Origin of the sequence: Tardiphaga sp. 215_C5_N2_1, from assembly GCF_052076055.1 — a bacterium.
GTDB classification, from domain to species: Bacteria; Pseudomonadota; Alphaproteobacteria; order Rhizobiales; family Xanthobacteraceae; genus Tardiphaga; species Tardiphaga robiniae.
This window is the reverse complement of record NZ_CP197240.1, coordinates 2,222,641-2,244,324: the sequence shown is the minus strand read 5'-3', so window position 1 is coordinate 2,244,324 and position 21,684 is coordinate 2,222,641. Positions and strand designations below refer to the sequence as shown.

At 62.0% G+C, this 21,684-nt stretch carries 22 protein-coding genes; 15 read left to right on the top strand and 7 right to left on the bottom strand.

Annotation, left to right across the window (positions count from 1 at the left end; genetic code table 11):
- The first annotated feature begins 75 nt into the window (after window positions 1–75).
- From AB7828_RS10855 to AB7828_RS10810, 10 genes are all read left to right on the top strand, one after another.
- Window positions 76–522, top strand: coding sequence for an SRPBCC family protein (locus AB7828_RS10855; protein ID WP_089264991.1), 447 nt, complete (start codon window positions 76–78; stop codon window positions 520–522).
- 171 nt (window positions 523–693) lie between these two features.
- On the top strand, window positions 694–1,179 hold the full coding sequence (locus AB7828_RS10850) for a (2Fe-2S)-binding protein (RefSeq protein ID WP_089264990.1): 486 nt from the start codon (window positions 694–696) through the stop codon (window positions 1,177–1,179).
- Between the two features lie 46 nt (window positions 1,180–1,225).
- Window positions 1,226–2,032 (top strand): FAD binding domain-containing protein, encoded by an 807-nt coding sequence (locus tag AB7828_RS10845; protein WP_441230133.1) that lies wholly within the window; start codon window positions 1,226–1,228, stop codon window positions 2,030–2,032.
- Between the two features lie 38 nt (window positions 2,033–2,070).
- Window positions 2,071–2,979: an AAA family ATPase gene (locus AB7828_RS10840; RefSeq protein WP_320444863.1), complete on the top strand. Its 909-nt coding sequence runs from the start codon at window positions 2,071–2,073 to the stop codon at window positions 2,977–2,979.
- Between the two features lie 190 nt (window positions 2,980–3,169).
- Window positions 3,170–4,336, top strand: a complete 1,167-nt coding sequence (locus AB7828_RS10835) for a vWA domain-containing protein (protein ID WP_120292714.1) — start codon at window positions 3,170–3,172, stop codon at window positions 4,334–4,336.
- Window positions 4,337–4,347: 11 nt separating this feature from the next.
- Window positions 4,348–4,677: an XdhC family protein gene (locus AB7828_RS10830; RefSeq protein WP_068736040.1), complete on the top strand. Its 330-nt coding sequence runs from the start codon at window positions 4,348–4,350 to the stop codon at window positions 4,675–4,677.
- A complete protein-coding gene (locus tag AB7828_RS10825) occupies window positions 4,674–5,390 on the top strand; it encodes an XdhC family protein (protein ID WP_441230132.1) in 717 nt (238 codons plus the stop codon). Before AB7828_RS10830 ends, AB7828_RS10825 begins: the two co-directional genes overlap by 4 nt.
- Window positions 5,387–6,991: an NTP transferase domain-containing protein gene (locus AB7828_RS10820; protein WP_441230131.1), complete on the top strand. Its 1,605-nt coding sequence runs from the start codon at window positions 5,387–5,389 to the stop codon at window positions 6,989–6,991. Before AB7828_RS10825 ends, AB7828_RS10820 begins: the two co-directional genes overlap by 4 nt.
- Window positions 6,992–7,146: 155 nt before the next feature.
- A complete protein-coding gene (locus AB7828_RS10815; RefSeq protein WP_315844185.1) occupies window positions 7,147–7,473 on the top strand; it encodes a DUF4189 domain-containing protein in 327 nt (108 codons plus the stop codon).
- 53 nt (window positions 7,474–7,526) lie between these two features.
- A complete protein-coding gene (locus tag AB7828_RS10810) occupies window positions 7,527–8,849 on the top strand; it encodes an adenylate/guanylate cyclase domain-containing protein (RefSeq protein WP_441230130.1) in 1,323 nt (440 codons plus the stop codon).
- Between the two features lie 8 nt (window positions 8,850–8,857).
- Here AB7828_RS10810 and bcsS read toward each other — a convergent pair whose 3' ends face one another.
- Together bcsS and AB7828_RS10800 are read right to left on the bottom strand one after the other, a co-directional pair.
- Window positions 8,858–9,640 (bottom strand): cellulose biosynthesis protein BcsS, encoded by a 783-nt coding sequence (gene bcsS / locus AB7828_RS10805; protein ID WP_441230129.1) that lies wholly within the window; start codon window positions 9,638–9,640, stop codon window positions 8,858–8,860.
- A 195-nt stretch (window positions 9,641–9,835) separates the two neighbouring features.
- On the bottom strand, window positions 9,836–10,300 hold the full coding sequence (locus AB7828_RS10800; RefSeq protein ID WP_439064349.1) for a DUF488 domain-containing protein: 465 nt from the start codon (window positions 10,298–10,300) through the stop codon (window positions 9,836–9,838).
- A gap of 144 nt (window positions 10,301–10,444) precedes the next feature.
- Between AB7828_RS10800 and AB7828_RS10795 the strand changes: the two genes are divergently transcribed.
- Complete coding sequence (locus AB7828_RS10795) at window positions 10,445–11,407, top strand: Bug family tripartite tricarboxylate transporter substrate binding protein (RefSeq protein ID WP_441230128.1); 963 nt, start codon at window positions 10,445–10,447, stop codon at window positions 11,405–11,407.
- A 16-nt stretch (window positions 11,408–11,423) separates the two neighbouring features.
- Here AB7828_RS10795 and AB7828_RS10790 read toward each other — a convergent pair whose 3' ends face one another.
- Both AB7828_RS10790 and AB7828_RS10785 read right to left on the bottom strand, forming a co-directional pair.
- A complete protein-coding gene (locus AB7828_RS10790; protein ID WP_184518293.1) occupies window positions 11,424–12,227 on the bottom strand; it encodes a DUF72 domain-containing protein in 804 nt (267 codons plus the stop codon).
- Window positions 12,228–12,262: 35 nt separating this feature from the next.
- Entirely contained in the window at window positions 12,263–13,570 is a 1,308-nt protein-coding gene (locus AB7828_RS10785) for a M20/M25/M40 family metallo-hydrolase (protein WP_441230127.1), read from the bottom strand.
- 457 nt (window positions 13,571–14,027) lie between these two features.
- On the opposite strand from AB7828_RS10785, the gene AB7828_RS10780 reads away from it, so the two are divergent.
- Together AB7828_RS10780 and AB7828_RS10775 are read left to right on the top strand one after the other, a co-directional pair.
- Complete coding sequence (locus AB7828_RS10780; protein WP_089264978.1) at window positions 14,028–15,161, top strand: glycosyltransferase; 1,134 nt, start codon at window positions 14,028–14,030, stop codon at window positions 15,159–15,161.
- Window positions 15,162–15,168: 7 nt separating this feature from the next.
- A complete protein-coding gene (locus AB7828_RS10775) occupies window positions 15,169–16,677 on the top strand; it encodes a glycosyltransferase family 39 protein (protein ID WP_441230126.1) in 1,509 nt (502 codons plus the stop codon).
- 51 nt (window positions 16,678–16,728) lie between these two features.
- Here AB7828_RS10775 and AB7828_RS10770 read toward each other — a convergent pair whose 3' ends face one another.
- Entirely contained in the window at window positions 16,729–18,105 is a 1,377-nt protein-coding gene (locus AB7828_RS10770) for an outer membrane protein (RefSeq protein ID WP_441230125.1), read from the bottom strand.
- A gap of 370 nt (window positions 18,106–18,475) precedes the next feature.
- On the opposite strand from AB7828_RS10770, the gene AB7828_RS10765 reads away from it, so the two are divergent.
- Window positions 18,476–18,925: a helix-turn-helix transcriptional regulator gene (locus tag AB7828_RS10765; RefSeq protein WP_068736063.1), complete on the top strand. Its 450-nt coding sequence runs from the start codon at window positions 18,476–18,478 to the stop codon at window positions 18,923–18,925.
- Here the strand turns inward: AB7828_RS10765 and phhA are convergent.
- On the bottom strand, window positions 18,911–19,798 hold the full coding sequence (gene phhA, locus AB7828_RS10760) for a phenylalanine 4-monooxygenase (RefSeq protein WP_175365806.1): 888 nt from the start codon (window positions 19,796–19,798) through the stop codon (window positions 18,911–18,913). The two genes, AB7828_RS10765 and phhA, sit on opposite strands and share 15 nt — an antisense overlap.
- A 305-nt stretch (window positions 19,799–20,103) precedes the next feature.
- Here phhA and AB7828_RS10755 point away from each other — a divergent pair, with 305 nt between their 5' ends.
- On the top strand, window positions 20,104–21,078 hold the full coding sequence (locus AB7828_RS10755; RefSeq protein WP_175365805.1) for a Bug family tripartite tricarboxylate transporter substrate binding protein: 975 nt from the start codon (window positions 20,104–20,106) through the stop codon (window positions 21,076–21,078).
- 111 nt (window positions 21,079–21,189) lie between these two features.
- On the opposite strand, the gene AB7828_RS10750 is transcribed toward AB7828_RS10755, so the two are convergent.
- On the bottom strand, window positions 21,190–21,654 hold the full coding sequence (locus AB7828_RS10750) for a carboxymuconolactone decarboxylase family protein (protein WP_441230124.1): 465 nt from the start codon (window positions 21,652–21,654) through the stop codon (window positions 21,190–21,192).
- Window positions 21,655–21,684: the final 30 nt, after the last annotated feature.

Below are 21,684 nucleotides of genomic sequence, written 5' to 3'. Positions count from 1 at the left end.
CTTGGGATTGGGGGTTCAATCCCTTGGGGATGACAGCCTCAATTCCGGACGGCGACAAATTCAGGAGACAGACCCATGGCCATGACGATGAGCGGTGAAGTCCAGCTTGCCGCGCCCCGCGAAGTGGTATGGGGAAAGCTCAACGACCCCGCGGTGCTGAAGGCCTGCATCCCGGGCTGCGAAGAGCTCGAGACCACAGAGGAGGGCGGCTTCCGCGCCACGGCCAAGATCAAGGTCGGCCCGGTCTCCGCCCGCTTCAAGGGCAAGGTCACGCTGAGCGATCTCGATCCACCCAACGGCTACAAGATCACCGGTGAAGGCGAGGGCGGCGTGGCCGGCTTCGCCAAGGGCGGCGCTGTCGTCGGCCTGACCGACAAGGATGGTGGCACGCTGCTGACCTACAATGTGGAAGCCCAGATCGGCGGCAAGCTGGCCCAGCTCGGTCAGCGCCTGATCAACGGTTCAGCCAAGAAGATCGCCGACGAGTTCTTCGCAAACTTCGCCAAAGCCGTTCAAGGCTAAAGTGCGGAGCGTCTGATAGCGGCGATCAAGTGTGCTTGATACCGCAGAAAAACACACCAGAGACCGTCCCGACTTGAGGTTGCTCATTGCCGGGATGGGCCATATTATGCATTTGGAATGATTTTAATGACCGTGTCGCCACGCAATGGGACGCGGACCAAGAGAGTGCATATGGCCAAAATCTCGATGATCGTGAACGGCAATCCCGTCACCGGCAATATCGATCCGCGCACATTGCTGGTGCAGTTTCTGCGTGAGAATCTGCGGCTCACCGGCACCCATGTGGGTTGCGACACGTCGCAATGCGGCGCCTGCGTTGTGCATCTCGACGGCAAGGCCGTGAAGTCCTGCACCACGCTCGCTGTCATGGCCGACGGTCACGAGGTGAAGACCATCGAAGGCCTCGCAGCCGATGGAGCGCCGCTGCATCCGATGCAGGAAGCATTTCGCGAGCATCACGGTCTGCAGTGCGGCTTTTGCACCCCCGGCATGATCATGACCGCAGTGGACCTCGTGCATCGCAAGGGACATGATCTCAGCGATCACCTGATCCGCGAAGAACTCGAAGGCAATCTCTGTCGCTGCACCGGTTATCAGAACATCGTAGCGTCGATCGCAGCCGGCGCCAAGGCGATGGCGAAGTCCGATCTCGCATAACGACGCACAACGATAATCGCGCACCGCGAATCAGGGATCCCCACCCATGTACGAATTCAAATATCATCGTCCGTCGACCGTGCGGCAGGCCGCCAATCTCCTCATCAAGAACGAGGACGCCAAGCTGATTGCCGGCGGTCACACGCTGGTGCCGGTCATGAAGCAGCGTTTGGCGGCACCGCCGCATATCATCGATCTCTCGCACATCGAGGGTGTCGACGGCATCGAAATGAAGGGCCGTTCGCTGGTGATCGGCGCACTGGCCAAGCATGCCGCCGTCGCGGCATCGCTGATCGTTGGTGAAGCCATCCCGGCGCTGGCCGAGCTCGCCGGCCTGATCGGCGATCCCGCTGTGCGCCACAAGGGCACCATAGGTGGTTCGCTCGCCAATAACGATCCGACCGCGGACTATCCCGCAGCCGTGATGGCCCTCGGTGCCACCATCACCACCAACAAGCGCAAGCTGAAGCCAGAAGAATTTTTCCAGGGCTTGTTCACGACCGCGCTGGAGGCCGACGAGATCATTACCAAGGTCTCCTTCCCCGTGCCGAAGAAGGCCGCCTATATCAAGTTCCGCAACCAGGCCTCGCGCTACGCGCTGGTCGGGGTGTTCGTGGCGCGTCTGCCCTCGGGCGTGCGGGTCACGGTCACCGGTGCGGGCTCGGATGGCGTGTTCCGCGTCGAGGAGTTCGAGGCTGCGTTGCAGAAGCGGTTCTCGCCAAAGGCGCTGGACGGGCTTACGGTGCCGGCCGAGGGCCTCAACAGCGATCTCCATGGCAGCGCTGAATATCGGGCGCATCTGATCGGCGTGCTGGCCAAGCGTGCGGTCGAAGCTGCCAACAACCGGGCCTGATATTTGTCAGGTCCGCACTTTTCCGGATTGGTTCTCTCATGACTAAGCCATCGGCGCTCCCCACTTCCGTCGATGGCATGCTGGAATTGCTGACATCGCGCGGCTATCTCGCTGAGCGTTCGCTGGCGACAGTCACCTATCTCTCGCTGAAAATGGGCCGGCCGCTGTTTCTCGAAGGCGAGGCCGGCGTCGGCAAGACCGAGATCGCCAAGGTGCTATCGGCAGCACTCGGCCGCAAGCTGATCCGGCTGCAGTGCTACGAAGGCCTCGACGTGTCTTCCGCGGTCTATGAGTGGAACAGCGCCTCGCAGATGATCGCGATCCGTCTGGCGGAAGCGGCCGGCGATACCGACCGCGATCAGCTGGCCAGCGACATCTTCGCCGAGCGCTACCTGATCAAGCGTCCGCTGCTGCAGGCGCTCGAGCCGGACGTCAACGGCGCGCCGGTGCTCCTGATCGACGAACTCGACCGTGCGGACGAGGCGTTCGAAGCCTATCTCCTCGAAATCCTCAGCGACTTTCAGGTGACCATTCCTGAACTCGGCACCGTGAAGGCGCCGGCGCCGCCCATCGTCATCGTCACATCGAACCGCACCCGCGAGATTCACGACGCGCTGAAGCGGCGCTGTCTGTATCACTGGGTCGACTATCCCAACGCCGAGCGCGAACTCGCCATCGTCAAGTCGCGGGTGCCAGGCATCTCCGCAAAGCTCTCGCAGCAGGTGGTGAGATTCGTGCAGGCACTGCGCGATCAGGATTTCTACAAGTCGCCGGGCGTTGCCGAGACTCTGGACTGGGCGACCGCGCTGACCGAACTCGACGCCCGCTCGCTAACGCCGCAGGTGGTGGGCGATACGCTGGGCGCGCTGTTGAAGTATCAGGACGATATCCAGCGCATGCAGGGCGATGCGCTGGCGAAGGTGATCAAGGAAGCGACGAGCGATTAACACTCGTCATTCCGGGGCGCGGGCGGCGATAGCCGAACGCTAACCCGGAATCCCGAAGTAGTTGAACACATCGAGGTTCCCCACCACTCCAATTGGAGTGGCTGAGGTTCGGTCGCGCAAGTGGCGCGCCCGCCCCGGAACGACGGAGTTAGGTTTGCCCATCGACCATCTCAACCCACCGACTGGCCAGATGGCAGATAATGTCATCGGCTTTGCGCGTGCGCTCCGCGCCGCCGGGCTTCCGGTCGGGCCGGGGGCGGTGATCGATGCGCTCAATGCGTTGCAGATGATCGAGATCGGCAAGCGCGCCGACGTATTCACGACTCTGGAAGCGATCTTCGTCAAACGCCACGAGCACGCGTTGGTGTTTGCCCAGGCCTTTGATCTGTTCTTCCGCGCGGCCGACGAATGGAAACAGATGCTGGATTCGGTGCCGCTGCCCGACGATGCCAAGCGCAAGCCGCCGCCGGCCTCGCGCCGCGTGCAGGAGGCGATGGCGCAGCCGGCGCAGGGCCAAGAGCGCGAGGCGCCGCAGGAGCAGGAAATCAGGCTGTCGGTCTCCGACCGCGAGGTTTTGCAGAAGAAGGACTTTGCGCAGATGAGCGCAGCGGAGATCGCCGAGGTCACGCGCGCGATCGCCAATATGCGGCTGCCGCAAGCTGAACTGCGCACGCGCCGCACCCAGCCGGACAAGCACGGCGCGCGGCTCGATCTGCGGCGCACGCTGCGCGGCAGCCTGCGCACGGGCGGCGACATCATCGATATCCGCAGACTAGGCCTGATCGATAAGCCGGCGCCGATTGTCGCATTGCTCGATATCTCCGGCTCGATGAGTGAATATACCCGGCTGTTTCTGCACTTCCTTCATGCCATTACGGACGCCCGCAAGCGCGTCTCGGTTTTTCTGTTTGGCACCCGGCTGACCAATGTGACGCGGGCGCTGCGCTCGCGCGATCCCGACGAGGCGCTGGCCTCGTGCTCGGCCTCGGTGGAAGACTGGGCCGGCGGCACGCGCATCTCCGCGTCGCTGCACAACTTCAACAAGCTCTGGGGACGCCGCGTACTCGGCCAGGGCGCCATCGTGCTGCTAATTTCCGACGGTTTGGAGCGGGAGGCGGATTCCCAACTGGCCTTCGAGATGGACCGGCTGCATCGCTCCTGCCGGCGGCTGATCTGGCTCAACCCGTTGTTGCGCTTCGATGGGTTCGAGCCGAAAGCTCAGGGCATCAAAATGATGCTCCCGCACGTTGACGAATTCCGCCCGGTGCATAATTTGAGTTCGATCGACGGACTGATCAAGGCGCTGTCATCGGCGCCCCCGGTCCATCACCGCAGCCTGATCCGGCCCGCAGCTTAAGAGAGGCTTCCATGCTCAATCGCGATGAAGACATCCTGCAGGCCGCCGAGGCGTGGCAGAAGGCCGGGCACGGCGTGGCGCTGGCCACCGTGGTTGAGACCTGGGGTTCGGCGCCGCGCCCCGCAGGCTCGAATCTCGTCATCAACGACGACGGCACCTTCCTGGGCTCAGTCTCCGGCGGCTGCGTTGAAGGCGCCGTGGTCACCGAGGCGTTGGATGTGATTGCGAGTGGCGAGCCCAAATTGCTCGAATTCGGCGTGGCTGACGAGACCGCGTGGAATGTCGGCCTGTCTTGCGGCGGCACGATCCGTGTGTTCGTCGAGAAGGTCGGTCAGTCGTGAAAGCCGAGACACTTGCCACCCTGAACACGGAACGCGCCGCTCGGCGCCCCGTTATTTTGATCACCGATATATCCGACGGAACACAACGCCTGGTGAAGGCCGCCGATTTCGGTGCCGATCCGCTGCATGCCGAGCTTGAGAAGCAGCTCCGCATGGGCAAGAGCGCGATGGTTGAGTTCGACGGCAAGAAGCTGTTTCTCAACGTCTATGCGCCCACTGCACGGCTCGTGATCATCGGCGCCGTCCATATCAGCCAGGCTTTGGCGCCGCTGGCGCGGTCGCTGGATTACGATGTGACGGTGGTCGATCCGCGCACAGCCTTTGCCAGCGCAGAGCGTTTTCCGGACGTGAAGCTGATCGCTGAATGGCCCGAAGAGGCGCTGCCGGGCCTCAACATCGATCACTACACGGCCTTCGTTGCGGTGACCCATGATCCGAAGATCGACGATCCAGCGCTGCTGCACGCGTTCGAGAAGAACTGCTTCTATATCGGCGCGCTGGGCTCGCGAAAGACTCACGCCAAGCGCGGCGACCGGATGAAGGCGCAGGGCGTCAGCGAGGCTGACTTCGCGCGGATCAAGGCGCCGATCGGTCTCAATATCGGTGCTGTTTCGCCATCGGAGATCGCGGTCTCGATCATGGCCGAGATCACCGCCGAACTGCGCACGCCCAAGACGATACCCGCGGAATTGTCCAAAGTGAGCAACCCATGAAGTTCGGTCCCGCCAGTCCGGCGGATGCACTTGGCGGCGTGACCGTCCATACGCTGCGTCAGGGTTCGCTCGTTCTCAAGAAGGGCACCACTATCGGTCCCGATGAAGTCGCCGCGCTGACCGGCGCGGGGGTCAAGGACGTGGTCGTCGTGCGTCTCGAGGAAGGTGATGTGTCCGAAGACGTCGCTGCAGCCAGTATCGCGCAGTCAGTGGCGGGCGAGGGCGTCAATGTCGAGCGAGCCTTCACGGGCCGCGCCAATCTGTTTGCGGGCACGCCGGGCGTGCTGGTCGTCGATCGCGCCATCGTCGATCGCATCAATGCCGTCGATGAAGCCATCACCTTCGCAACGCTGGCGGCCTACAAGCCGGTTGTCGAAGGCGAAATGATCGCGACCGTCAAGCTGATCCCGTTTGGTGTCGCCGGTACGCTGTGCGACGCGGCCGTCCAGGCTGCCTCGGGCGGCGCAATGAGAATCGCGCCTTACACGGTCAAGAAAGTCGGCATCGTCTCGACGCTGTTGCCGGGGCTGTCGCCGAAGGTGATCGACAAGACACTGCGTGTGACCGAAGAGCGCCTTGCGCCTGCTGGTGCGAAGATCATCGCCGAGCGCCGCGTGCCACACGACGAGAAGGTGCTCGCGAAAACAATCAAGGAATTGCTCGGGCTCGGCGCCGAGCTGGTGATCGTGTTCGGCGCGTCGGCCATTGCCGACCGCCGTGACGTCATTCCGTCGGCGATCGAACAGATCGGCGGCGCCATCGAGCATTTCGGCATGCCGGTCGATCCCGGCAATCTGCTGCTGATCGGCAGGGCCGGCAACGTGCCGGTGCTGGGTGCGCCGGGCTGTGCGCGATCCCCAGTCGAGAACGGCTTCGATTGGGTGTTGATGCGGCTGCTGGCCGGTCTCAAGGTCACGCGTTCGGATCTCACAGGCATGGGCGTCGGCGGTTTGCTGATGGAAATCGTCACCCGGCCGCAACCGCGCGTGCCCGTCGGCAGCGATGGCAACAGCAACGTCGCCGCCGTTATTCTGGCCGCCGGTCGTTCGACCCGGATGGGGGGGCCCAACAAGTTGCTCGCCGAACTCAACGGCAAGGCATTGGTCCGGATAGTCGCCGAACAGGCGGTCGCATCGAAAGCGTCGAGCGTAACGGTGGTGACAGGTCATCAGGCGCCGGAGGTCGAGAAGGCGCTGGCCGGACTCAAAGTCACGTTCGTCTACAACCCTGATTTTGCTGATGGCCTTGCCAGTTCGGTGAAAGCCGGCATCGCGGCGGTCCCGGCCGATGCCAATGGAGCCGTGGTCTGTCTCGGCGACATGCCGCTGATCGATGCCCGCTTGATCGACCGGTTGATCGAAGCCTTCGCGCCGGATCGCGGCAACCTCATCGTCGTCCCTGTAAGCGAGGGCCGTCGCGGTAATCCCGTGTTGTGGTCTCGGCGCTTCTTCAATGAGTTGATGACGTTGGACGGCGATATCGGTGGCCGGCACCTGATCATGAAGCACGCCGAAGCCGTTGCCGATGTGGCCGTGGAAGGCCACGGCGCCTTCCTCGATATCGATACACCGCAGGCGCTGGAAGACGCGCGGAGCGGCTAACACATGGCGCATGCGGCGGGCCGCCGCATTGCACTTTCGTTCACCAAGTTGAAACGCCCTTCCTTTAGCGTCTGCCTCGATCGACCTCGGGGGAGGGGAAATTGTCACTGTTTGTTGCCGCGCGTCGTCGCGCGATTCTCGCCGTTGCCTTGTTGATGAGCGTCGGTGCCATGGACGTGGCTTCGGCCGCTGGTGCCCTCGCCGTGGGCAAGTGCGGTGCCTATGGCCAGGCCTTCGACTACCCGGCACAGGGGGCGGCGCTGGCGGCCGCTAAAAAGCAGTGCAAGGGCGAATGCACGACCGTAACGATGAACCGCGCCTGTGCAGCCTTCGCCGTGGATATGAAGAATCCCTGCGGCGCACACGGCTATGCCGTGGCGCCTCGTATTTCGAGTTCGCTGAATCAGGCGACCAAGAAATGCTATGACTACGGCGGTAAGGAATGCGTCATCCGCGCATGGGCCTGCGACGCCAAGGGCTAGAGCTCCCCGACAAATATCTCGTTCAATGCGCCTGCGGCAGCTAGACTGCTGCAATGATTCAATTTTTCCGGACACTTCTGAAGTCTGCCGCCGACGCCGATCCGTCCGTTCGCGAATTTCGCAAGGCGCTGAGCCGCGAGATGCTGTTGACCGAACGGTTGCGGGTCAAGACGGTCATTGGCACCGTGGTGATCGTGACGCTGTCGCTGTCCATTGCCTATCTGCTGGCGCCGTCGAGCTTCGCGCGCATATCCAATGGCCAGTTCGATCTCGCATCGTCTTTTATGATCACGGGCCCGCTGCTGCTGTTCGAATTCTTCGTTCTTTACAAGATCAATCAGCGCATCGCCGCAGGGCAGGATATTGCGCAGGGGCGACGCTATCTGAGCGCACTCATCGAGACCAGCATTCCAACGGCTGCACTGCATCTCCATATGGGCTGGATGGGGCCGGCGGCGGCGTTGGCATTTGCGGCGCCTTTGTCCTATTTCATCTTCATCATTCTATCCACGCTTCGGCTCGATTTCTGGCTGTCGACGTTTACCGGCTTTGTCGCGGCCGCCCAGATGCTTGCGCTGGCCATGCTGTATCATCCGGTGCAATTCGCCTCGGAACCGGCACCGGATTTTGCGTTTCAGCTTATCCGCAGCGCCATGGTCCTGCTCTGCGGTATTCTTGCAGGCGCCGTTGGCTTGCAACTCCGTCGCCAGTTCGAGGCGAGCATCGCGGCAACTTCGGCGCGCGATCGTGTCACCAATCTGTTCGGTCAGCATGTCTCGCCGCAGGTTGTGGAACGGTTGTTGGCGTCGGGAACGAGCTCCACGACCGAGATGCGTCACGTCGCGGTGATGTTCGTCGATATCCGTAACTTCACCGCAGCGACCCGTGTGCATTCGCCCCGCCAGGTGGTGGATCGGCTCGACGAGACCTTTGCTCTATTGGTCGACGTGCTGGATCGCCATTCGGGGATCGTAAACAAGTTTCTCGGGGACGGATTTCTCGCGCTGTTCGGAGCGCCCATTGAGGATCCGAATGCGGCGCATTGCGCCGTACAAGCGGCACGCGAGATGCTCATAGCTGTCGAGAAAAGCAATCGGGACAGTGAATGGCCCCTGCGCATCGGCATCGGGCTTCATATTGGGGCCGTGATTGCCGGCAACGTTGGCTCCCCGCGCCGCAAGGAATACACCGTCATCGGCGATACCGTGAACTTCGCGGCTCGGCTTGAGGCGCTCAACAAACAGTTCGGCTCGCAACTGCTGATCTCTGCCTCCATACGTGATGCCTTGGGCGACACTTGCAGCGATGCTGAGCTGCTCGGTGATGTGCCGATCCGCGGCTATGACCTGCCGCAGGCTATCTGGCGCTTGGGCTGAGTGCTGCCTCAGTTCTCGAAGAATGGCGCGCGGGGCGGTCGCATGACCATGCCGAAGCGTGCATAGACCCCCTGGCGCTCGAAATTGTCTCGCACATGTCCCGCGGCGAATGACCATTCGTAGGGGCCGGTGCGCAAGCCAGTCAGATGGCCGCCGATCCGGGTCTGCTGGCTGAAATAGTCGTTCGACAGTGCTGCCTCCGGGCCGATCCAGAACAAATCGAACAGGCGCCAGCCGGCTGCAATGCGCGTGGTATAGCCAGTATCGATGGTCGTGCCTGAGATGGCATATTGCAGCATCAGCTCGCGTGTCGGCTCCCACCAGACGTCCATCGTGCCCCGCGCGCCGAGCATCGCGCGAAGCCGAGAGCGGCGCTGATCGTGGTAGAAATAGTCGGCTTCCATATCGAGACCAGCCAAGAGCTGAACTTCCAGATTGCCGGTTCGGATGAGGTAGCCCGGCAGGATCGCCGCGCGGCTGATCTGGGTGTAGTCGGAGCGCGTGCCTGTCGTGTAGCGTTCGAGGTTTTCCGACAGAAAGAAACGCAGAATGAAACCGTCCTTGTTCAGGCCGGCGGGGGCCCATTGCAGGCCGCCATAGGCGCCGAGGCTCCAATGCGACGCATCGACACCGCCGAAATACATCAGACGGTCCGGCATGCCGCCGGAGAGAAAATCGAAGGCACGCCGTTTTTTGATACGCATGTCGAACAGGGGCGACCAGAAGCTCGATGAGCCGGATGCCGGTTCGATCGTGGCGTCGATCTCACCGATATCCTGAGCCGAGGCCATGCCGCAGGAATATGCGGCCGCCGCAACGCATAAAGCGCGTAACGCCAGTCCCCAACGCATCGAGCCCCCACCCAACGCAACAGAAACACAACAAAATAATACAATTCAAGGTAGATTATATTGGGGATAAGCCGCCGTCCAGTGTGGATAAGTAATAATCTGAAAAAAAAACTGCTGTGAGATCGTCGCGCGGCTTCAAAGCTGCGAAGGCAGCAGGTTCTGAACCTTGGCACCTTCGCGCTCCTCGATGATCTCGGCGATCCAGCGCCGATGACAGTGTTCGTGGTCGCGCTCGTAGCAGAGGATGCAGACCGGTCCGGACTTCGTCACCAGCGCCGCCAGCTCATCCATCGCCTCGCGTGCCTGCGGTGTCTTGAGATGAGCCATATAGATCTTCTCGAGCGCTGCGAGCTTGCCGCTACGTGCGGCTTCGCGGCCGTCCTTGGGCGTGCCCAGTCCGCGCAGATGGATGTAGCCGATGCCGCGCTCGTCGAGGCCGGCAGCGAGCTGATTCTTGGAGAAGCCCGGTCGCCGCGATGCGGCGACGGCACGCACATCGACCAGCAGCTTGACGCCGGCATTTTGCAGTTCATCGAGCACGGCTTTCGCTGGCGTCTGCTCGTAACCGACGGTGAAGAGGCGAGGTATCTTGCGGGCCATGTGAGCACCCCGTGATCGACAGATGATTGGCACAATGTCGCGGCCAGCCGCGAGGCGTTGCTCCCATTTGCAACATGGCACATAGTCAACTCAACAAACTCCGCCAGTTCAATGGCCGATATCACCGGGGGAATGATGGCTCGCATGGTTGGTGCGTTAGGCGCAATCGCGCTCGCGCTTGTGTCGTTTCAGTCCACATCTCTGGCGCAAGGCGCATATCCGGATCGTCCGGTCAGAATTATCGTGCCGATCGCGCCCGGCGGCAGCTACGATCTGGTCGGGCGGCATCTCGCCGATGCGCTGGCGAAGCGAACGGGGCAGGCGTTCTTTGTCGAGAACAAGCCAGGAGCGGGCACCGTCGTAGGCACGCAGGCTGCGGCCCAGAGCGAGGCCGACGGCTATACGCTGATGGTCGGCGGCCTTTCCAACATGGCCTTCAACTCCGCGCTCTACGCCAAGCTCGCCTATGACCCGCTGAAGGATTTCGTGCCGGTCGCGCTGGTCTACAAGTTCGGCTACGTGATGGTCGGCCGTAAGGATCTGCCGCAGCAGACCCCAAAGGAAATCGTTGCCGCAGCACTGGACAAGCCGGGGTCGATCACCGTGGCGACCGCCGGCGTCGGGACCGGACAGCAACTGGTGGCCGCAGCCTTTATGAGGTCCGCCGGCGTCAAGCTGCAGGAAGTGCCTTACCGGGGATCTCCACCGGCCTTCGCCGATGTGCTGGCAGGCCGCATCGACCTGTTCTTCGACTCGATCGCCGCCGGGCTGCCTTATGTGCAGACGGGGCAGGTGCGGGGTATCGCGGTGCTGTCGTCGAAGCGGAGCCCGCTGGCGCCTGACGTTCCGACCATGGCGGAAGCGGGCGTGCCCGGCCTCGATGTCGATTCATGGCTTGGCATCTTCGTGCCGGCGAAGACGCCGCCGGCGGTGATCGCAAAACTCCGTCAGGATATTCGAGCGGTGTTGCCCGATCTGAAGGAGCGCTTCGAGAAGAGCGGCGGTGAGCCCTGGGATATGCCCGACGATAAGCTCGACGGCTTCATCGCATCAGAACACGCCACCTGGACAAAACTGATCCGCGAGGCCGGCATCAAGCTCGATTGAGCAACGCGCGTGGGTGCTACGTCACCCGCTCGATCAACGCCATGGCACCGTGTGGTGCGCGTACCTTGGCCTCGTGGATGACATAGGCAAACACGTCGCGTGGCTGTTTCTTGATCTTGGCGTCATCGACGCGCGGCAGGTCGGTCGGCTCGCCGCCGCTGGCCCAGGTCTCGAAGCGTTTGGCCCAGGCATCCAGTGCCTTTGGCGGATAAGCGGTCTTGATGCTGTCCTCGCCCTTCTGCAAACGCAGATAGACGAAATCGCCGGTGACGTCGGCGATGGCCGGGTAGGTGGCGTGTTCGGAGAAAACCACGGGGATCTTGAACTGTCGTAGCAGCGCAATGAAGGCCGGCACGCAGAAGCTGTCGTGGCGGACCTCGACCACATGGCGCAGCTTGCGCCCACCGAGCTCGGTCGGCAGCAATTCGAGAAACTTCCCGAAATCGGCTTCGTCGAATTTCTTGGTCGGCGCGAATTGCCACAGAACGGGTCCGAGCTTGTCACCGAGTTCGAGCACGCCGGAATCGTAGAAACGGTTCACGCTTTCGCCGGCTTCGGCGAGCACCCGGCGATTGGTTGCGAAGCGGGGGCCCTTGAGCGAGAATACGAAATCTTCCGGCACTTCGCGCGCCCATTTGCGAAAGCTCTCCGGCTTCTGCGAGCCGTAGAAGGTCCCGTTGATCTCGATCGAGGTCAGCTTGGACGCGGCATAGCTGAGCTCCTTCGCTTGCGTGAGTTTCTCCGGATAGAACACCCCGCGCCACGGCGCGAAAGTCCAACCGCCGATGCCGATACGGATTTGTCCGGATTTCGCAACCATTGTGAGGCCGATCCTTTTAGTATTCGTCGTTTTACTCAGTGCCGCGCCAGCAGCACCGGCTTGGTTACGCCCTCCACGCCGGTCAGCACCAGCATCGTCAGCAGTGCATTTTGCGGCCCGATATAAGCGTCGACGGGCTTGTACCATTCATTGCGCGAATGCCAGTTGCCGCCCTGGCCGCCGCCGCCGATGGTCACCGCGGGGATGCCGAGCGACATCGCGAGATTGGAGTCCGTGCTGGAGCCGGCAAAGGTGACATGGGGCGCACGGGTCAGCGCGGTCACGGCACGCGCGGTCGCCTGCACGAGGGGAGAGTCTTCTGCGACAACGCCCGCCGGGCGGTCGCCAATCAGTTTGATCTCGACAGTGATCTTGTCCGATCCCCAGCGTTTGTTTTCTTCACCGACTGCGTCCTTCACCTGATCGAGAAGCCTTGCTTCGAGTTTCAACAGCTCTTCGGTCGAATTTGATCGCATATCGATCGTCATGCGGGCTTCCGCTGCGATGGCGTTGACGGATGTGCCGCCACTTACCGTTCCGACCGTGAAGGTGGTTTTTGGATCCGCGGGTGTCTGCAGCTCCGAGATTTTCGCGACCGCGCGACCCAGCGCATGGGTCGCGCTCGGCAGGCCGAATTCCTGAAAACTGTGACCGCCCGGACCTTTGAAGATCATCTCGTAGCGGTGGCTTCCGGTTCCCTGATTGACGATGCGCGTGACACCGAGGCCGTCGATCGAGATGAAGCCGTCGATGTCCTTGTTGTCGCGAAACAGGGCTTTGACGCCGCGCAGATTGCCCAGCTCTTCTTCGCCGACGCTGGCGACGAACATGACGTCCCCGACCGTCGCGATCTGCTGGGTGTTGAGGGTCTGCATTAAAGACAACAGGGCCGCGAGCCCACGGGCATCGTCACCGATCCCCGGCGCCAAATAGACGCCGTCCTTTTCCTTCACCGTGACGTCGGTCCCCTCGGGAAAGACAGTGTCCTGATGTGCGGAGATGACCAGCTTCGGCGTTCCGGTGGTTCCCTTGCGCCGGGCGATCACATTGCCCTCGGCGTCGATCACGGCGTCCTTGAAGCCCAGTTCCTGAAACCGTGACAGAATGTAGTTGCCGCGCACGTTCTCCTTGAACGGAGGCGCGGGAATTTCGGTGATCCGGATCTGCTCTTTCAGGGCGCGAGTATCGTCGGCCTTGATGGCATCGAGCGCGGCCATGACGCGCGAATCGGACAGCAGCGTCGTCGTGACGGTATCAATCGTCTGCGCGGTGACATGGCTGGCGCCGAAGGATGCCAGCGTCAGCGATGCAGCGAATAGGCATGGTCCGAGCGAACGTCGCATGGCATCTCCGATTATCACGCGGAGACGATTGTGGTCGCGGTTCAGGCGGGGCTTCCGCCTCGAGAAAACCGCGCGAACGCGCCGCTGTTGACTGGGGCAAGGTAGCGGGCACCCGGAGGACTGGCTATAGCTCGCCAGCAACAGAATGGTGCCAGGGTGCGGTGTTTACGGCCGGAATGTGGCGTTGAACGCAGTCCCGGGACACCCCTTGCGGAATCTCTCCAGCGTCCCTATTTTGTTTCCAACGGCGACGATGATGCTTCATAGCTCCGGCGCTGGAACGACCTTGAATAGCTCGGTGCGCCGGATGTACGTGCGCCTGTTGTTCGGGGTCGTTGGCATTTTTGGGCCACTTTTGGCCATTCCCCCTCTGATGGCTTGTTCCGGCACCAGTTAAGGGCTCGCCGTTCCCTGTCCGCCTTGGCATGGTCCAGCGCGGCAGATATATGCTGGCGCCATGAACGAAGCCATCAGACCGGGGCCCGGACAGATATTGCAGGCGGGCGCTCCGCTGCAGCTGTCCGTCGTCGTCCCCACTTTCAACGAACGCGGCAATGTCGCCACCCTGGTGCAGCGGCTGGACGCGGCGCTGGTCGGCATTTCCTGGGAAGTCATTTTCGTCGACGACAATTCGCCGGACGGCACCGCCGACGCGGTACGTGAGCTGGCGCGGGGTGACTCGCGTGTCCGCTGCATCCGCCGCATCGGCCGGCGCGGCCTGTCAGGCGCCTGTATCGAAGGTATGCTGGCCTCCAGCGCGCCCTGCGCGGCGGTGATCGACGGCGACTTGCAACACGATGAGACTCAGCTCGGCAAGATGCTCGGTCTGATCGAAAGTGGCGCTGCCGAACTGGTGATCGGCAGCCGCTATATCGAGGGCGGCAGTGCCGACAGTTTCAACCAGCAGCGCCTTGGCGCCAGCAAGTTCGCGACCGCGGTCGCGCAGCGGGTGCTGAAGGTCGAGATCGCCGATCCGATGAGCGGCTTCTTCATGATCCGCCGCGATCGCTTCGAACAATTGGCGCCGAAACTCTCAACGCAGGGCTTCAAAATTTTGCTCGATGTCGTCGCGACGGCAGAAGGCGATCTGCGCGTTATCGAGGTACCCTACACATTCGGCTCGCGGCTGCATGGTGAAAGCAAGCTCGATTCCATGGTGGCGCTCGACTTCCTGGGCCTGGTGCTGGCGAAGCTGACCAACGATACCGTGTCGCTGCGCTTCCTACTGTTTGCTATGGTCGGCTCGATCGGCCTGTTCGTGCATTTCGCCGTGTTGTTCGTCACGCTGGAAGTTTTCGATCCGCCATTCGCAGAGGCGCAGGCCATTGCGGCGTTTTGCGCGATGACCGGCAACTTCCTGCTCAACAATTTCCTGACCTATCGCGACCAGCGTTTGAAAGGTTTCGGTATCCTGCGTGGTCTGGCGATCTTCTACGTGGTCTGCAGCGTGGGTCTGCTCGCCAATGTCGGCGTGGCTTGGTCGGTCTTCGACCAGGAGCCGATCTGGTGGCTGGCGGGTGCTTCCGGCGCGCTGATGGGCGTGGTCTGGAACTACGCGATGTCGGGCCTGTTCGTGTGGCGGAAACGGTGATCGCTGGATGACCGCGCAGGAACTGCGGCTGGTTCGCGGCACCGCGGCCGTGGTCGTCGGTCTGGTGCTGCTGCGGCTCGCGGCGGCCGCATGGACGCCGCTGACCTTCGATGAAGCCTATTACTGGATGTGGTCGAAGCATCTGGCCGGCGGTTACTACGATCACCCGCCGATGGTCGCGGTGGTGATCCGGCTCGGCACCATGATTGCCGGCGATACCGAATTCGGTGTACGCGTCGTCTCGGTCCTGCTGGCGTTGCCGATGAGCTGGGCGGTGTATCGCACGGCCGAATTACTGTTCGGCGGTCAGCGGATCGCGTCAACGGCGGTGATCCTGCTCAATGCGACGATGATCACGTCGGTCGGGTTAATGATCGTCACGCCGGACGCGCCGGTGCTCGTCGCCTCAAGTTTCGTGTTGTTGGCGCTGGCCCAGGTGCTGGCCACCGGGCAGGGCGCGTGGTGGCTCGCGGTGGGCGTGGCCGTCGGCGTAGCGCTGCTATCGAAATATACCGCACTGTTTTTCGGGCCGGCGATCCTGATCTGGCTCATTGCCGTACCGAAGATGCGGCGCTGGCTGATCTCGCCATGGCCCTATCTCGGCGGTCTGGTAGCGCTCGCGGTGTTCTCGCCGGTGCTGTTCTGGAATGCCGAACATGGCTGGGTGTCTTTCATCAAGCAGCTCGGACGCGCCCGGATTGATCACTTCAATCCAGCCTTCATCGCCGAGTTGATCCCGACCCAATTCGCCTTCGCGACACCGCTGGTGTTCATTCTCGGCGTGATGGGTCTCTATGCCTTGGCGGTCCGCAGGCCCGGAGCGTGGCCGGCGCGGGTGCTGCTGAATGCGATGTTCTGGGTCATCGTGCTGTATTTCGGCTGGCATGCGCTGCACAGCCGCGTCGAAGCCAACTGGTTCGCGCCAGTCTATCCGACGCTGGCCATCATTGCTGCCGTCGCGGCAACCATCGTGCAATGGAAGCCGCGCGAGCAGCGCACGGTGGATTTCTGCCTGCGCTGGGCGGGGCCGACCGGCGTCGTCATGTTCACGGCACTGGTGGTGCAGGCCAATACGGGTCTGCTGTCTGGCTACAAGCGTGATGCGACAGTACGCAGCATCGGCGTGGGTTTTGTCGAACTGGCGGCCGACGTCGAGGCGGTTCGCGCCCGTGTCGGGGCCACATGCGTGGTGGCGCCCGATTACGGCACCACGGGATGGCTGACCTTCTATCTGCCGAAGGGGACCTGTGTCTTCCAGCGCACCCAGCGGATTCGCTGGGTGAACATGCCGGAGCCGAGTGCAGAGCAGCTATCCGGCAAGCTTTTGCTGGTGGGTGAGCAAAATGCTGCGGCCAATCCGGAATGGGGGGCGGCTTTTGCGAATATCGAGAAAGTGGCTGACCTCAAACGCAAACGCGGCCCGCTGGTCGTGGAGAATGTCGAGCTGAATCTGCTGGAAGGCGCGAAAGGCGATGTACTGGACCGTTCGCCGCCACCCGAGATGTTACCGCGCTAGGAGGCGCGACCACCATGCGCTTGATAGCGCGATGGTGGTCGGCTGTCGCGTTTATGGCGCAAAGTGATAGTTCACGCCGATCTTGCCGAGCTGCATGGTCTGGGCAATATCGGCATTCAGATAATAAGGGCCGACCATCGGAGGGGCATTGATCACGCCTTCGAGGCTCGCATTGTCGTGGCCGAAGCCGATGTAGTTGTACTCGGCCTTGACGGACCAGTTTGGCGCGAAGCCGTATTCCACGCCGGCACCGACCACGTAACCGGTGTGAAGGCGGGATCCGTCGAGATTTGCGTATTGCGGGCCCGACGACAGCGATATGGCGTGATGATCCCCGGCGAGGGCGACGCCGCCCTTGAGATAGGTCAGCCAGCGCTCGTTGGTCACCATGCCGATACGTGCGGTGGCCATTGCGAGCCATTCGGTGCGCGAGCGCATCTCGAGATTGTTATCAAAGTTGGTGCGGGTGCCGCCGCCGATATCGCCGCCGACCAGTTCGCCTTCGACGCCCATGACGATCACGCCGAGCTGCACATTGGCGCCGATCTGGCCGCCGCCAAAGCCTCCGGTCATCGAGAACTTCCCATCGGGTGTGTAGTCGCGCCAGTCGCCGTGTCCCGATCCGTAGCCTGCCTGCGCACCGAGATATAGCCCGGTCCAATTGAATCCTGACTGTGCGTATTGCAGCGGCGGGATCGGTTTGGCGGCATCGGGAGCGCCGAACTGATAATTCGCGCCGAGCTTGATGAGATGCAGCGTCTGCTTGGTCGAAGCCGTGGAGGCGATCGGCCCGGTGGCGGCCCGCGTGCCGCTGAAATCGAAGTCGTGGTCGGGGAAGTTGACGAAATTATACTCGCCGCGCAGCGACCAGTTGTTGGCAAGCGCATATTCCATGCCGGCGCCGACGATCCAACCCCGCCGTGTCTCGCTGCCGGACAGTGTAAGCCGGTCCGGCCCCGGCACCGAAACCTGAACGTCGTAGCCGTGATCTTCATTGGCCCAGGCGAAGCCGCCCTTGGCGTAAGTGAGCCAGCGGCCATTGGCGAAGCCAACGCGTCCGGTCACGGTCGACAGCCAGTTGATTTGCGACGTCTGGGACAGGGTGGCCTGGTTCAGAATGCTCACCGTGCGATTGCCCTTGATGCCGCTAAAGCTGATGTCGGCCTCGATGCCGAGCAGCAGATTGCCGATCTGTTGATTGTAGCCGGCCTGAATGCCGCCCAGCGCGCCGTCGGTCCGGATATTCAGGATCTGCCATTCGGTCCCGCCGAGACCGTAACCGGCATGAACGCCGGCATAAAAGCCGGTCCAGTTATAGGCGGGATCGATGGCGGAGGCCTTGGTATAGGCGCGGGCCGGCACGTCTGCGGCGATGGCGGCATTGCCGAGGCTGAGGATGCCGATGGTGCCGAGGAGAAGCTGTTTCATGTCGTTTCCTTGCAGGTGCGCTGGCAGCCCTCGAGGAATCGGAGCTGCTTCGCGCGTCATTTCGGCAGCGACCATGTATAAAAATACCGCTCTCGTCGTGGTCGTAAGCGCGTGACTTGTGCTGGATCGCGCTCTTGGCGTCGCATTGTGAGCGGCTGTCGCCGCTTGGTCTCACCTGGAAGTACTACTGGGGAACGCGATCTTGGGACCACACGACGACCACCGGCCAACGACTTATGGGTCACCATCGGGGCGCAGTGCGCCGCTATGGTTTCGAAAGACGATAAATTATCGTCGTCGGCGTTGAACCAAAGTCAGGGGTCCGGACGACCTATCTCCGCACACATTGAAATGGGCGGTGATTGGGAACATGGAAAACACAAATCTCGCATTCAGCAGCCACTCCGACTTTGGATCCGACCGTGCCAAGGTGCACAGCATCGAAAAGCCGGACCCCGTGAACCTCACCGAGGTCGGCGGCCTGCGCGGAGCGCGGATCGCCAGCGTGATCAACCAGATCAATGAGAGCTTTGCCGACCAGCAGTTCTCGACCCGGGTGGTCGCCGAGAAGCTCGGCCTGTCTGTCCGCTACGTTCAGGATTTGCTGCAGGGTTCCGGCCTCAGCATCACCGATCGCATCATGGAGCTGAGGCTTGAAAAGGCCCGCAGCATGCTGACCGGCGATCGGCAGTGCAGCCTGAAGATCAGTGAAGTCGCGGCCGCCTGCGGCTTCAACGAACTATCCTATTTCCACCGCAGCTTCCGTCGTCGCTTCGGCGCGTCGCCGGCTAAATTCCGCATCCAGTCAATGAATGGCTGACGCGCGCTTGCGCTTGAAATAGTCCAGCGTCCCGCGGCTGATGATGTGATCCTCAGGGGTCACCTCGTCGGCCGCGATGTCGTCTGCTTTGGCCAGGCGGGTATAGAGTGCGCCAAAATCCTGATAGCTGTCCTGCAGCAGTTTCTCAAAGCTCTCAATGACGAAATAGCTCTGCTGGAAATCGTCGATGATGTAGTTCGTCCGCATCACGCGCTCGAGGTCGAACCTGATCCGGTTCGGCGAGCCATCTTCCAGCGCGAAGACCGACTCTGTTGCTGACGACAGAATGCCGGCGCCGAAGATGCGCAACCCGTCCGCGCTGTTCATCAGTCCGAACTCCACCGTGTACCAATATAATCGTGCCAGGTTTTTCAACTGGCCGAGCGCCATCGCGCGCTGGCCGCCTTTTCCATAGGCCTCCATGAAGTCGGCATAGACCGGGTTCGCCAATAGCGGAACGTGCCCGAAGACGTCATGGAAGATGTCTGGCTCCTGCAGGTAGTCCATTTCGTGTTCGGGGCGGATGAAGGCGCCGGCCGGGAAGCGGCGATTGGCAAGATGATCGAAGAAGATCTCGTCGGGCACCAGTTCGGCGACCGGCACGACCTGCCAACCGGTGAGCGGCGTCAGACGGGCACTCAGTTTCTCCAGATCGGGAATGCCGGATTCGGACAGCTGTAGCGTGTTCAGTGCGGTGAGGAATTCATCGCAGGCTCGGCCTTTCAGGACAGTCTGCGCGCGGGCGAACAGGCGGTCCCAGCGATCGTGCTCGGCGGCGGAGTAGGAGCCCCAGTCCTGGTCCAGCGTGAAGTCAGGGCGTTTCGGGGCGCTGAGGTAGCGGCTCTTCTCGGTCGACTGGTTCAGCTCGGTCATGACGCTCTCCGACTCCGACGGTCCGATCAGAGCATAAGGTTCCGCTGCCGAATAGTTCCGTCAAAAGAAGCAACTTCTCGCATCCGCCCGTCCGACGATAGCAATCCACCATCGTCCGGATCTTATTTGCAAAGGCGTTTCCTTGTCGGAAACCCGTCTCGATGACATTTTCAGTGGTAACAAACGTGCTCCCACATCGCTGAAATGATTGCGAAATCTCCGCGAAACCTCCGCGAAACCTCGCGGGAGCCACGGGCAAAACACTCTCATTATCGATCATAAGGAATACGACCGTGCGGTCCGTCATGTCTTTTCGCTTCCTCTCAGGTGCTTTCGCGGCAGTGCTGCTGGTTTCCGGCGCGACGGGGGCGCTCGCTGACAGCTGGCCGAGCCGGACGATCAAGCTGATCGTTCCGTTCCCGCCGGGCGGCGCTGCGGACATCACGGCGCGGGTCTATGCCGACAAGCTCGGCGAGGCGCTGAAGCAAACCATTGTGGTCGAGAACAAGGCTGGTGCCGGTACGGCTATTGCTGCCGATGCTGTCGCCAAGGCCGATCCGGATGGCTACACGCTGTCGCTGGCGCCTGCTGGACAGCTCACGATCCTGCCGCATATCAACAAGACCATCTCTTACGACCCCTTCAAGAGCTTCACGCCGGTGGCCATGCTGACGTCGGTGCCTTACGTGCTCGCGGCTAGCCCCGATACGCCGGTGTCATCAGTGAAGGAGCTCGTTGCTGCTGCGAAACGCGAGCCGGGGAAATTCACCTACTCGTCGTGCGGACCCGGCACGCTCTGCCATCTGAGCGGCGAGCTGTTCAAGAGCCTGACCGAGACGGATCTGCTGCATGTGCCGTTCAAGGGCAGCGCTCCCGCCGTGAATGCGCTGCTCGGAAATCAGGTGAACCTGTCTTTCGACACGCTGACGGTGCTGGCGCCGCAGATCCGCGACGGCAAGGTCAAGGGTCTCGTGATCACCAGCCGCGAGCGCTCGTCGCAGCTTCCCGATGTGCCGACGCCGGCGGAAGCAGGCGTGGCTGACTTTGTCGTCGACTCCTGGTTCGGCCTCGTCGTGCCTGCAGGGACGCCCGATGCCATTGTTGATCGCCTGAACGCCGAAGTGGTGCGCATCGGCGCGCTGCCGGATGTTCGCGAGCGTCTCGAAAAGCAGGGCCTCAGCATCACGACCTCGACGCCTCAGGCCTTCGCCAAGACGATCAAGGACGATTACGCCCGTTGGGGACGCGTCGTCGATGCGTCTGGCGCGAAGCTTTTCTGACTACTAGCCATATTGCCTGACACATCGGTCGGGCCAAGCTGAAACCAAGAAAGGCCGGGTTGATGTTTCAACCCGGCCTTTTGCTTGTCGATTATCTGCTGAAGCCTGTGTTCAGGCAGCAGCCTTCGGCTTCTCGATCGGATGCGGAATGCGGAAGCCGACGGCAAGACGGTTCCAGACATTGATGGCGCCGATCGCAACCGTGATCTTGAGGCATTCCTCTTCCGAGAAATGCGCGCGCAGCGCCTCATAATCGGCATCGGGCGCGCGAGTCTGCGCGATCAGCGTGACGGCATCGACCCAGCCGAGGAGAGCGCGCTCGCGTGGCGTATAGACCGTGGATTCGTGCCAGACCGACATCATGTTGATCCACTGCTCGCTAAGACCGTCGTGGCGAGATTCCTTCACATGCATGTCGACGCAGAAGGCGCAGCCATTGATGATCGACGAGCGAAGCTTGATGAGGTGGACGATCGCAGGCTCGAGGCCGCTTTCCTTGACAACATATTGATCGAGCGCAGCGACGGCCTTGTAGGCGTCGGGGGCGGCCTTGGCGATGTTGAGGCGGGCTTGCATGGTCTTTCTCCTTGGTGTGCGGTTTCAGGT